Annotated in this window: 11 protein-coding genes; 5 read left to right on the forward strand and 6 right to left on the reverse strand. The window is 43.6% G+C overall.

The features are described 5' to 3' along the window. Positions 1-30: 30 nt before the first annotated feature. From H735_RS03550 to H735_RS03560, 3 genes are all read left to right on the forward strand, one after another. On the forward strand, positions 31-240 hold the full coding sequence (locus H735_RS03550; RefSeq protein ID WP_005435119.1) for a YgdI/YgdR family lipoprotein: 210 nt from the start codon (positions 31-33) through the stop codon (positions 238-240). A 278-nt stretch (positions 241-518) separates the two neighbouring features. Continuing rightward, positions 519-1,076: a PhnA domain-containing protein gene (locus H735_RS03555; RefSeq protein WP_005441869.1), complete on the forward strand. Its 558-nt coding sequence runs from the start codon at positions 519-521 to the stop codon at positions 1,074-1,076. Positions 1,077-1,270: 194 nt separating this feature from the next. Further along, on the forward strand, positions 1,271-2,176 hold the full coding sequence (locus H735_RS03560; protein WP_020196917.1) for a homocysteine S-methyltransferase family protein: 906 nt from the start codon (positions 1,271-1,273) through the stop codon (positions 2,174-2,176). Between the two features lie 5 nt (positions 2,177-2,181). Here the strand turns inward: H735_RS03560 and H735_RS03565 are convergent, their stop codons facing one another. The 4 genes from H735_RS03565 to H735_RS03585 all read right to left on the reverse strand — a co-directional run bounded on the left by H735_RS03565 (position 2,182) and on the right by H735_RS03585 (position 6,780). Further along, entirely contained in the window at positions 2,182-2,880 is a 699-nt protein-coding gene (locus tag H735_RS03565; protein ID WP_020196918.1) for a DUF1223 domain-containing protein, read from the reverse strand. A gap of 137 nt (positions 2,881-3,017) precedes the next feature. Beyond that, positions 3,018-3,209, reverse strand: a complete 192-nt coding sequence (locus H735_RS03570) for a hypothetical protein (protein ID WP_005451745.1) — start codon at positions 3,207-3,209, stop codon at positions 3,018-3,020. Positions 3,210-3,488: 279 nt separating this feature from the next. Beyond that, positions 3,489-4,508, reverse strand: a complete 1,020-nt coding sequence (locus H735_RS03575; protein WP_005441878.1) for a TerC family protein — start codon at positions 4,506-4,508, stop codon at positions 3,489-3,491. Between the two features lie 529 nt (positions 4,509-5,037). Continuing rightward, a complete protein-coding gene (locus H735_RS03585) occupies positions 5,038-6,780 on the reverse strand; it encodes a bifunctional metallophosphatase/5'-nucleotidase (protein ID WP_020196919.1) in 1,743 nt (580 codons plus the stop codon). A 273-nt stretch (positions 6,781-7,053) separates the two neighbouring features. Here H735_RS03585 and H735_RS03590 point away from each other — a divergent pair, with 273 nt between their 5' ends. Continuing rightward, the gene (locus H735_RS03590) at positions 7,054-8,688 is read left to right on the forward strand and encodes a DUF2813 domain-containing protein (RefSeq protein ID WP_005441885.1); all 1,635 of its coding nucleotides are present in this window, start codon (positions 7,054-7,056) and stop codon (positions 8,686-8,688) included. A 126-nt stretch (positions 8,689-8,814) separates the two neighbouring features. On the opposite strand, the gene H735_RS03595 is transcribed toward H735_RS03590, so the two are convergent. Continuing rightward, positions 8,815-9,294, reverse strand: coding sequence for a DUF1097 domain-containing protein (locus H735_RS03595; protein WP_005441887.1), 480 nt, complete (start codon positions 9,292-9,294; stop codon positions 8,815-8,817). A gap of 296 nt (positions 9,295-9,590) precedes the next feature. After that, the gene (locus tag H735_RS03600) at positions 9,591-10,496 is read right to left on the reverse strand and encodes a LysR substrate-binding domain-containing protein (protein WP_005441888.1); all 906 of its coding nucleotides are present in this window, start codon (positions 10,494-10,496) and stop codon (positions 9,591-9,593) included. A 286-nt stretch (positions 10,497-10,782) separates the two neighbouring features. Between H735_RS03600 and focA the strand changes: the two genes are divergently transcribed. Continuing rightward, positions 10,783-12,234, forward strand: coding sequence for a formate transporter FocA (gene focA, locus H735_RS03605; protein ID WP_009704467.1), 1,452 nt, complete (start codon positions 10,783-10,785; stop codon positions 12,232-12,234). The last annotated feature ends 97 nt before the right edge of the window (positions 12,235-12,331 follow it).

Raw genomic sequence — 12,331 nt, forward strand, 5'->3', positions numbered from 1 at the left:
CTAACTTACTTGTTTAAAAAGGAAAACTTTATGCGCGTATTGACCGTTATTGCCACTGCACTGCTTCTTGCCGCTTGCGGCAGCAGCCAATACCTAATGTCAACGAATGAAGGGAAAATCATTACCTCTTACGGCAAGCCGGACTTAAACGAAGATACTGGCATGTACGAATACGAGGACGTGGATGGCAAAGAAATGAGCATTTCTAAAGACCAAGTTGTGCAGATTATTGAACGATAAAACAACATGCCCTCTGAAAATCAGGGGGCACTTTCCATTCATTTGGATAACTTTACCCTTCAGCAATAACATTCATCAATGCAACTGATTCATCATTCAAAGCAATCAACACCCTTATTTATATTCTAGATATTATTTGTTTAGCCAATATTTTACATCTTCACCTCTTTCAGGTTGGAATATTGTAAAATCTCGCCTTTAATTCTCTAACACCCTTTTATTTCTCAGGATAAAGTGGATAATACCGCCACCAAAAAACATTACTAAGGTGAGTCCTTATGTCTATCGAAGCTACTCTGCTTGCTCGCTGCGAGTCAAAATGTGAACTGTGTTCTTCTGAGTCTCAACTAACAGCATTTGCTGTTCCACCACACGGTAACGTGACGGTTGATACTGCTATCATGGTTTGTGATAAGTGTCTTGGTGAGATCGAAGATCCTAAAGACATTAACCACTGGCGCTGCTTGAACGACAGCATGTGGAGTCAGGTTCCTGCGGTACAAGTAACTGCATGGCGCCAACTTACTCGCCTAAACACAGAAAGCTGGGCTCAAGACGCTCTTGACATGATGTACATGGAAGAAGAGCAAATGAACTGGGCTATGAAAGGTATGTCTGCTGACGATAAAACTGTTGACTGCAACGGCACTGAACTTAAGAAAGGTGACGATGTAACAGTAATCAAAGACCTACCAGTTAAAGGTACAAACCAAGTAATCAAACAAGGTACTGTTATTCGCGGTATCAGCCTTGGTGATGACCCTAAACTTGTTTCAGGTAAGGCAAACGGTGGTCAGTCAATGTACGTGATCGCTGAGTACTGCCGTAAGAAGTAATCTCAACATTACTTTCGAATTAAACGGGGTTCCAATCGGGACCCCGTTTTCGTTTCTGATGTTCCGCACCATTCGGTTAGCTAACTCGCTACTTATCTGCCCACTTACTTGGCCTATCCTTTTCCGTTAGTCACTTTCGCTCATCGCTATTTTATTTTAAGGTTCAACTAAGAAGAATTTAGATGGATTGTAGTATGAAGAAGTTAACCATCCTTGATGGCGGTATGGGAAGAGAACTGAAACGCATGGGTGCCCCATTCTCTCAACCACTTTGGAGCGCACAAGCTCTGATTGAATCGCCAGAATTCGTTTACCAAGCGCATAACAACTTTATCCACGCTGGCGCAGAGATCATCATCGCCAACAGTTATGCCTGTGTGCCATTCCACCTTGGACAAGCCCTTTACGATCAGAAAGGCAGTGACCTAGCACGCTTTGCAGCCCAAATTGCTCGTGAATGTGCAGATAAGTCATCGACACACGTTCAAGTAGCGGGTTGTATTCCACCAGCGTTTGGTAGTTATCGACCAGATCTGTTCGAACCCAAATTAGGTGAAATCATTTTCAGGACTTTGTTTGAAGCTCAAGAGGATTACGTTGATCTTTGGTTAGCAGAGACCATTTGCAGCCTAGAAGAGCTAACGTGTTTACAAAGCGTGTTCGCAAGCAGCACCAAACCTACTGCGTATGCCTTTTCTTTAAATGATGACTCATTGGAAACCGCGCTGTTGCGTTCTGGGGAAACCGTTATCCAAGCCATTGAGCACATTGCACAAAGCGCAGATAACACCAATACCATCAGTGTTTGTTTTAACTGTTCAGTACCTGAAGTAATGGTAAGAGCTGTCAGTGATGCCAAGGAAGTTTTAAACCAACATAAGCTCGATATTGAAATTGGGGTTTACGCAAACAACTTCACCGCAATCCAATCTAACCACGAAGCCAACAGCGCATTACAATCGATGCGGGAGCTATCACCAGAAGAGTACCTAGCTTTTGCGCAAGAATGGCATCTGCGCGGAGCTACCATTATAGGTGGATGCTGCGGTATTGGACCAGAACACATCAAAGCGCTTTCGGATTGGAAGGCATCCCTCTAGTTCATTTAACGAATCTCACCCGCGACAGTCTGCACACGATTAAAGGTCCCTGGCTCAGTCACCCACGCAGCAACAGCATCAATGTTCTTGATGGGTTGATTGAGCTTAAACGTCCACTCTCCGTTCTTTGAGCGACCTTGTTGCTTCTCTAACGCGACAAAATCATGTTCTAACACTTTCCCTCGGTTTTCACCGCGCTTAACCGGTGTCGTTTCATTACTTGAGAGAAACACAATCGTTGCGTCATACGTACCATTATCTTCAAATCGTAGAGTGAATTGGTTGCCAGAGCGCTCTAGTGCTAGTGTTTGAGCTTTCTCGTTGTCATTGTTGGGTAATACACGTTTACGCCAATTGAAGAAGCCGCGCCATTCTTCGCTATCAACGACAAATGCCGGAGTATAAACACTCCCTACCGCGCCATAAGCACGATACAAACGTTGCAGTTGCGAGAATTCAGGCTTTGCAAATTTGTCTTTCCAGCCAAGATAGTCCCAATAATCAACGTGGTAAGCAACGGGAATGTACTTGCCCCACAAATCAGGGTTGGATTCAAACGTAGAAAGGTATTTGTCTGCTGGTGGACAACTTGAGCAACCTTCGGAGGTAAACAGTTCTATCACTTGTGCGGGCTGCCCTTCATGAACCCAACTTTGTGATGCTGAAAGACTGGTAATAGCAGCAAGTGCAATCGCGTTAATCATAGACAGCTCCTTTTCTTTGATACTGACTATGACCGTGCTAGCGACAGATAGCTTTCAATGCGGTTTTAGATGTGGCGATTTCAGATACAAAAATGCCGGCGATTAAGCCGGCATTTCGAATTCGCTTTCCATTCAGATTAACGGTACATACCGATGTCTTTCTGGATGTGTGCAGATAGGTCTTCTGCGTAGTAGCTGCGAGGTGCAGAGTTGTCTACGAAAAGAATATCTAGTAAGTGAGCAATCAATCCTTTGAAGTTAACCGCGTAGGTCTTCTTATCCATAGAGGTTGGTAAAGCTACATTTGTCATTTGCATTGCTTGTGCCATGATTGCCTCTCTTTAAAAGCAGTAAATTGTTTTGTTGGTTGTATATTAGTCATTTTTTCTCTGAGCAAAAAATGACAAAATTTGGTTATTCAGATTAGTTTTTCTTATAAAACAATTCCGTTACAAACCATAAGAATACAAAATCCAACTAACCGCATACTTATTCAATAAAGCGAATCTTTAGTTGAATAACTTGGATTTACACAGGTAAATCCAAGTTTATTTGCAACATTTAATTAACCAAATATTCTTTTAAAGGATTTTGAATTTACAAAATACTTAAGAGTTTTGATTAGTAATTTTAACGCTAGAGCTATTGGTTTCTTTGTTCTTATAGATAGAAGCAATAACCGCTGTCGTCATCACTGTCACTAGGAAAGTTAATGACCAAACCGTTGGGATTTCGTATTGCGTGCCAACCAGTAGCATCTTCACACCAATGAACATCATGATCACTGACAGCGCTGGTTTTAGGTACACAAACTTGTCCAACATTGCTTGCAGTACAAAGTACAGAGAACGTAAACCAAGCAGAGCGAACACGTTAGCTGCTAATACCAAGAACGGTTCACGCGTTACCGCAAAGATTGCAGGGATCGAATCCAGTGCGAACATCACGTCCATCACTGCAATCACACCAACAACGATCAGCATTGGCGTTGCAACCCACTTACCTGCTTGTTTCAAGATCAAGTGGTTACCTTGATACTCTTCTGTCACTGGTAAGAATTTACGAATGAACTGCTCTGGGTATGGGTTCACCTCTTCTTCTTCGCCTTTATCTCGCGCCAGTTTAATACCTGTCCAAATTAGGAATGCTGCGAATAGGTAAAGCACCCAATGGTATTGAGCAAGTAATTGAGCACCTACTGCGATCATGATTGCACGTAGAACTAACGCACCAATCACACCCCACAATAGAGCGCGTGGACGCAAATGCTCTGGCACCTTGTATTGCGCAAAGATGATTGCAAACACAAACAAGTTATCGACACTTAACGATTTCTCAAGCAAGTAACCAGTTAAGAACGATATGGTCGCTTTTTCGTGAGTATAAACGCTATGAGGCGCGTAATAATCCCAGAAGAAATAGATAGAGCCTGCAAAGACAAACGCTAATAAGAACCAGAATACGCTCCAACCAATTGCTTTTTTCATGGTAATCACGCCGCCACGAGTCTGATAGATATCGAGAGCGACTAAAACCAAAGTAAATAGGCCGAATACACCGTACATTGTCAGTGATTCTTGCAGTGGAACAGACTGGGATAATTGGGTGGTATTTTCGATAAGAGACATGCTTCCTCCCATGCGGAAGGACATTATTCGGGCTGACCTTCCGCAAACAATACAAACCAACAGTCACATTACCCATGTGTCTGCTAGTCAATGAATGCGTTGGTCTCGTTGAAGTGATCACATGACGAATCAAGTGACACCTTTATTTACCGGATAAGCTGATGCTTAACGAGATGACGATAAATAAACTTGCGCTAACTACTCCCCAAACGCCGCCATCATACCCCTGCTTGCGTCGATATCCAACAAAAAATCGTTATCGATAACAACAAAGTATTTTGTGAAGAATGTTTATCAACGTCATGAATTTGAAGCGGTTCAGATACAAAAAAGGAGCACTTATGCGCCCCTCATTTGTTGAATAGTTGGTCTTTAAAATCCAGTTAGCGGTACAAAGTAAACCAGTGTTGACCAAACTGCGACCCAAGCAACGACAACCGCTGCGTCAGCCCAATCTTTTTTCCACATACTCTCTTCCCTCTTAATCGCATGTGCATCAGGAAAGGAGCAAAAAGGATACCAATAACGGTTATTGATTCTTCTGCGAGTAAAGTTTGTGACCTTGGTTCAAACAGTTTGGTTCGTCCGTAAGTAATTCAATAAAGCAATCCGCCATAGAAAGGTTGCTGACAAAGCCTTCGCCTTTCATATCCAGCAATGCCTCATAGCCCTCTTTGCCTTTCATGGTATAAGCAGACGAAGCACCACGATACCATGCCTCATCGTCAATCTGACACCAACGCTTACCATCAAAAATTTCCAGATTTTTAATACGTTGGCCTTTTGGAGCGTCTGCTTGGTATTCAAAATTCAAGTTATGCGTATATGGGTAGCTGCCAGAACCGGTACCTTCAACGCCGTTGTTCAGTGCATTATTGATCGCGCCTTCTAATGCTAGGCGAACCACTTTACCCTGCACGTCATAACAACCGATTGGAACGGCAAATGGCAACAATCGTCCGGCAACATCTGCCACAGTAATATTTCCCGGATTGAGAGAAGTACGCACGCCTCCCGCATTATGAATTGCAAATTGAACGTTATGGCCACGTTTGTTAAGCGCATACAAGAAAGAGTGTGCGACTGCCGGAGCAAGTTCGCTTCCACCAAATTCATCAGGAACACGCACATGACGCTTCTTCTCTGCCACATTGGCAATCACTTGGGACTGAAGCTTACGCACTCTCGGGATGTACTTGTCGCTTAAGATCGCTTGTGTCTCTGGGTGCTTTTTACAAACGACCACGTTTGGTTGGCCATGAATAAAGTCACACGCTTCTTCAAACACGCCTTGGTCAAGCTGCTCATTTAGTGTCGAGTCCCAGAAAATGCGTCTTCCGAGTAGCAACTCATTTTGACCACTTAACATGTTCGCTTTGCCGTTTTCATCAAATTCAAGGACACAATGCCCCATGGTTAATGCGTGATAACCGGCTTGTACAACATAAGTATCATTCACTTTGACACCATAAGGGTCGTCTTCGCCCAAACCGATTGCCGTAAAGTTACCTTGTAACCTATGACTATGGCCTCCAACAATAATACCAATGCCATCCACTTGCGCTGCGAGCTCTAAATCCCCTTCATAACCTAAGTGACTCAAAAGGATGATGTTTTTAATGCCCGCCTGATGAATTTGTTCAACAGTATGTCTTGCCGTTTCAATGGCAGAGATAAATGGCGTATCGGCATCTGGGTTGGCAATGTCACTCATCTTGTCGATAGACAGGCCAAAGATGGCAACTTTCTCTCCGTCAAACTCTTTCACCAGATATTGCGCGCTTTGAGTCGTCGTATCGAAGCTCAATACGTTATTGCAATCCCCCATGCGGTGATCTTTTGTTGGCAATTCATTTGATAGGTCCCAGTTACCGGCAAGTAACGGGAAGTTGGTACGCAGACAAAACAAAGCAACGGGTTCATTACCCATATCCAGTTCATGATTGCCTAAAGCCATCGCATCGATGTTTAGTGCGTTTAATAAGTCGGCGTTTGCTTTGCCTTTGAATAACGAAAAATACAACGTGCCTTGAAAACAGTCACCAGCATGAAGAAACAACATGCCCTGACCTTGGCGCTGTGCATCATCGCGAAGCTGCTCTACGCGCGTTGCAATACGTGAAAATCCACCAGCGCTCACGTAAGGCTCTAGTGTACGTTCGTTATCAATATTGAGTTTTAGCTGTAATGACGTTGGCTCAAAGTAGGAATGAGTGTCATTGATGTGTGCCAGTTTGATTCTGACTGGCTTATGATTTTTATTCATTGTCATCTTCTCTCTTTTCATTCCTTTTAATTATTAGAACTGAATCATGACAGAATCATGAATTTTATGAAACAGAGAAATTTTCATTTCATTTTAACGTGATCAAGATTCACCTTAGGTACGAATTTGAAAGTGACTGTACGCCTAAACGGTCTGTATTCATAGGTTGATTGCTCTTAAATTTGTGAACTGAGCTTAACTAGCCTAGATCAATTTCATATATGCTTAGGAGAAGCAAAAGAACCCTCGATAATTCAAATAATTGCAAGGAGGAGTGAGATGAGACTAGAACGCATCGAAATCTCTGGGTTTAGAGGCATCAAACGCCTTTCACTCTCTTTTGACGAGCTGACAACTCTGATCGGCGAAAACACTTGGGGTAAGTCTTCCCTTCTTGATGCCCTATCCCTCGCACTGCCAGCTGATGGCTCGCTTTATCAATTTGAAATGACGGATTTTCACGTCGATTACGCCATTTCTCATCCACAGACGCAACACCTTCAAATCGTCTTGTGTTTCAAAGCTCAAGATAAGCAAGAGGTTAACGCGGGGCGTTATCGCCGGATCAAACCAACTTGGTGTGTAAATGCTGATAACGAGAACGTCATTTACTATCGCTTAAGTGCAACTCGCGATGGGCACCATATTACCACCAAGTATGCATTTTTAGACTGTGATGGTGAGCCTAAGCAGCTCCACCATTCAGAAAAGCTCGCAATTGAGTTGATGACGTTACACCCGGTGATCCGATTACGCGATTCGCGTCGATTCCCTCAGCCCAACCACATTAACGGCGAAAATAAAAACGCCCGCATTGAGAAGCGCATTAACAATACATGCCGCCGCTTGTTTGCCATGCCAGGCCATGTAAATAAAGGTGAAGTACGAAGTAGCTTAGATTCAATGCAAACCCTAGTGGAGCATTACTTCGCTTTCAGAAGCGTAAAAAAAGGCAACCCTCGAAAACCACGCGATGGACTTTTTTATGCCAGCCCTTCTTCAGACAAAGGCTTGCCGCAGTTTTTGAAAGAGACAAACAACAAACAATCACGTCTATTGTTAATGGGCTTGCTTAATGCTTACCTTCAAGCAAAAGGACCGACCGATTTAAGACGTTGTGCTCGACCGATTTTGATCATCGAAGATCCAGAAGGACGTTTGCACCCTACCCATCTATCTCGTGCTTGGAGCTTGTTGCAACTTCTTCCAATGCAGAAGATTCTAACGACAAACAGTGCCCGATTGCTTGGCTCAGTTCCTCTCGCCTCAATACGTCGTTTAATGCGCTTGTCTGACCGTACCATTGCAAAATCACTCAACACGAATCGATTCAGTGTCGATCAATTGCGTCGCATTGGCTTCCATATTCGCTTTCACCGTGCTGGCGCTTTATTTGCTCGCTGTTGGTTGCTAGTCGAGGGAGAAACCGAAGTCTGGTTATTCAACGAATTAGCACGTCAATGCGGATATGATTTGGCCGCAGAGGGCGTGCAGATTGTTGAGTTCGCTCAATCGGGATTGAAATCATTGGTCAAAGTTGCGAAGGAATTCGGCATTGACTGGCACGTGGTGACAGATGGAGACCCTGCTGGTAAGAAATACGCGCATACTGTTCGCGCACATTTGGAAAATGACCAAGAACGTCATCGATTAACAGAACTTCCAGACAGAGACATTGAGCACTTCCTTTACAACAATGGCTTTGAATTATTCTTTAAGGACATTATCAAAGTTCCTCATGATCATCCCATGCCCGCCAAGAAAGTCGTGAGTCGTGTTTTGAAAAAACAGGCTAAGCCAGATTTAGCCTTAGCGATAGTCGCAAACTGTGAAGAGAGAGGCATGGAATGCATTCCTGTTCTCCTTCGCTGGACGCTTAAACGCGTGGTAACCATGGCAAATGGCAATACGTGACAACTCGAAGACAAAAAAAAGCACACCAATTGGGTGTGCTTGTATCAAGAATCAGTAATTTTGATTAACGGTATTGAGCGGGATAAGTCTCAACACACAGCGGATACAAATAAGATCGGGGGTTCACTACTGTACTTGCTCAGCAAGCGAAGAAGTAGCGGCTGATTTCGCATGTAACCAAAGTCCTGTTGCTTTCATTAGGTAACCAAACACACCACCTAAAATCAGCGATGGCACTACAAGTTGCCAATTGCCGTCTGCAGCAAAAGTCGCGCATGAGCCAATGAAAGTACCAGGGATGTACGCCAACCAAGCTTGCTTAGCTTGAATACACATGAAAAACGCAACCACAGCAGTAATTACATAGCCAAGAATCTCTAGCCCTGCATAAGTCGAACCGTAGATGATCACCATCGCCCAGAAAACACCACTCATGTTGGTGATTAAGCTAATTCCTAAGCCTTTCAAGCCACTTGTCGGGGATGCAAAGTAACTTGTACAACCAAGAAAGCCAGCCCAAGATAACAGGCCCAGGGAGATCGCGATCCAGCCCCACACGCCAGAGAGAATGCCAGTGGTAATAGAGATTGCTAAAAGTGTTGTCATGGTATTCTTACCCGCTTGCTAGTTTCGTACCGTTATGGTTCGAAAACTGCCTTCATACATTGAAATCAGGCAGTCAATACTAGGCATATAGATCGAATACTTCGGTGATTACGATCACATTAAAGTTTATATCGTTTCATTTTTTACACGTTAAATTTGACGCAACCGATAAATCAACAGATTTCGAAAATAACAAAGTCACAATAAATTGGGCGAAACGAGCAATAAATGACAAAAAAGGCCCTGCGAGATGCAGAGCCTTTTCTAAGATACGATAATTTTGTTTCGAATATCGCTTAAAGCACTGAAGGTTTACCCTTCATCATGCGTAAGCCTTCACGCTTAATGCAATCAACCAGCGGGTTTTCCGCCATATCGGCACGCCAGATAAATGACAACGTTCGATCCATCTTTAAATCAGGTACGTTCAATGCAACCAAATCACCTGCTTCAATGTAACGCTCTACATCAAGGTATGGTAGGCACGTTAAGTATTGGCCATTCGATACTAAACTTCTAAGTACAGGCACGTGTTCATATTCGCGCCATACATCCAAATCTTCAATAAGATGGTGAATTGAACTATCAAAAATCTTGCGAGTTCCAGAGCCGTGTTCACGCAATACCCATTTTGCTTGCTCTAGTTGCGCTAGACTCACAGACGAGTTACGTGCAAATGGATGGTGAGACGCTGCAACTACGGTAAGATGGTCACGACACCAAATCTCTTGGTGTAAACGGTTGTCATCGCAGCGACCTTCAATAACGCCTAGGTCGTATTTGTAATCTAGAACACCATCAATGACTGCTTGCGTACTTTGCACGCCTAACGAAATTCGCATCTCTGGAAAGTCGTTATCAATGATACTGATAAGGTCAGGAACCAAGTGTTCTGCCGGCGTTTGACTCGCACCTAATCGAATGTGTCCACTCAGCAAATGTTGCTCATAAAATCCCATTTCGATTTGCAGTGCGTCTTGTAACAAACGCTTTGCTTTCGGCCTTAACCACATCCCCCAATGCGTTAACGCCATTTGCTTGCCTTGCCTTTCAAATAAAGGTCTGCCAAGCATTTTTTCTAACTGAGCAAGCGACATACTCGTCGCTGATTGTGTCAGAGCCAGTTTATCTGCGGCCTGGCTTACACTGCCGGTATCTGCAACTGCGTCAAAAACCGCTAATTGCTTAAGTGAGTAGCGCAAAGTTTCCTCCCTAATTGGCGAGTATTCACCATACTCTCGCAACCCCAAAAATACTGCGTTAATACGCAATGAAGTTCATTTTACCTGCCTTGAAAAACTTATCAAATAATTTGATGAGGATTCTAAATATTATCAATTTTACCTGTACCACTCGTCCGCTTAATCTGGATATGCGGTTCGGGAACACCGCAACAAAAAACAATAACACCTTCTCTTTCGAACGCATTAAATGCCTCGATTTCATTAACCAAGGAGTTTCTATGGAACCACAAACTAAGGAGTCAATATGGCGGTGACCAGCTCTCAAAATCATCAGTATTTCTCACCAAAAGAAATGATGGCTGAAGCTGAGAAGTTTGCCCTTAGCAAAGCAAACAAAACCAGCGGCATGACACTGGGTTTGGCAATTATGGCAGGCGCATTCATCGGTTTAGCATTCTTGTTTTACATCACAGTGACAACAGGTAGTGCGGACGCAGGTTGGGGGCTTAGCCGTCTTGCAGGTGGTTTAGCATTCAGTATGGGTTTGATACTCATCGTCATTTGTGGTGGTGAGTTGTTTACCAGCTCAGTGCTTTCGAGCATCTCATGGGCAAACAAACAAATCTCATTCGGCAAAATGTTGTCGATTTGGGGCAAGGTTTATGTAGGTAACTTCATCGGTGCGATGTTCCTACTTGCATTGGTAAGCGCTGCTGGCTTGTACCAGATGGATGCGGGTCAATGGGGTTTAAACGCACTAAACATTGCGCAGCACAAGCTACACCACACATTGGTACAAGCATTTGCACTGGGCATTCTATGTAACTTATTGGTTTGTCTTGCTATTTGGCTAACGTTCAGTTCTGCAAATGCAATGACAAAAGCAGCGATGACCATCATGCCAGTGGCAATGTTCGTCAGCAGTGGCTTTGAGCACTGTGTAGCAAACATGTTCATGGTACCGCTAGGCATCGTAATCGCGAATTTCGCACCAGAAACTTTCTGGACTTCGGTTGGCGTATCGGCTTCTCAATACGCAGACCTAAATGTTGGCCACTTTATCACTGCAAACTTAATTCCAGTGACTCTGGGCAACATTGTTGGCGGCGCTGTGTTAGTTGGCTTAGCTAACTGGTGTATCTACCGTCGACCAGAACTAAAAGCAGCAAAAATTTCATCCATTACAAACACTACAACACTAACGTCAGTTAAGGAAACCACTATGAAAAACGCATCAATTGTAAAAGAAATCATGAACCCGAGCCCAGTTACTCTGAGCGTAGAAATGCCAGTTTCAACTGCACTAGATACCCTATTGGACAACAATCTAATCAGTGCTCCTGTTGTTGACATCGACAATCGTTTGGTTGGTTTCTTCTCAGCGCACGACGTGATGGTTGAGTTGTGGTGCCAAGATTACATCCCAGCTCAAGAACAAAAAGTGGTAGATTTGATGAGCCGTGACGTTGTAGCGATTGACGCTGGTGACCGTTTGGTGGATGTAGTTGAGTTCCTATGTATCGATAAAGAACAACTTTACCCAACAACAAGTATGGGCATGGCGACGCGCTTTACTTCTCTTTCTCTTGAAGAGCGTGCTAAGAGCATCAAAGTAAGCAAGCCACAAGTGCTTCCTGTATTAGAAAACGGTTTGATGGTTGGTGTAGTAACACGTAACGAAGTACTAAAAGCACTACGTCCAGTTTACGGCGAACGTCTAAACCTAGTTGAAGACAAAGTACTAGAAACTGCATAAGACAATAAAAACTAGCAAGACAAGTTGGCACCAATAAAAAAGCGCTCTAATTTAAGAGTTATGCCAGTCAGTTAAGCTGACTGGCATAACTCTTTTT

Source organism: Vibrio owensii CAIM 1854 = LMG 25443, from assembly GCF_000817815.1.
Taxonomy (GTDB): domain Bacteria; phylum Pseudomonadota; class Gammaproteobacteria; order Enterobacterales; family Vibrionaceae; genus Vibrio; species Vibrio owensii.

What these genes read in the sequence shown, in the direction of transcription:
- H735_RS03560 (WP_020196917.1), top strand. Translation starts at nt 1,271, where the DNA reads ATGAAGAAGTTAACCATCCTTGATGGCGGTATGGGAAGAGAACTGAAA.
- H735_RS03565 (WP_020196918.1), bottom strand. Translation starts at nt 2,880, where the DNA reads ATGATTAACGCGATTGCACTTGCTGCTATTACCAGTCTTTCAGCATCA.
- focA (WP_009704467.1), top strand. Translation starts at nt 10,783, where the DNA reads ATGGCGGTGACCAGCTCTCAAAATCATCAGTATTTCTCACCAAAAGAA.
- H735_RS03575 (WP_005441878.1), bottom strand. Translation starts at nt 4,508, where the DNA reads ATGTCTCTTATCGAAAATACCACCCAATTATCCCAGTCTGTTCCACTG.
- H735_RS03595 (WP_005441887.1), bottom strand. Translation starts at nt 9,294, where the DNA reads ATGACAACACTTTTAGCAATCTCTATTACCACTGGCATTCTCTCTGGC.
- H735_RS03570 (WP_005451745.1), bottom strand. Translation starts at nt 3,209, where the DNA reads ATGGCACAAGCAATGCAAATGACAAATGTAGCTTTACCAACCTCTATG.
- H735_RS03590 (WP_005441885.1), top strand. Translation starts at nt 7,054, where the DNA reads ATGAGACTAGAACGCATCGAAATCTCTGGGTTTAGAGGCATCAAACGC.
- H735_RS03550 (WP_005435119.1), top strand. Translation starts at nt 31, where the DNA reads ATGCGCGTATTGACCGTTATTGCCACTGCACTGCTTCTTGCCGCTTGC.
- H735_RS03585 (WP_020196919.1), bottom strand. Translation starts at nt 6,780, where the DNA reads ATGACAATGAATAAAAATCATAAGCCAGTCAGAATCAAACTGGCACAC.
- H735_RS03555 (WP_005441869.1), top strand. Translation starts at nt 519, where the DNA reads ATGTCTATCGAAGCTACTCTGCTTGCTCGCTGCGAGTCAAAATGTGAA.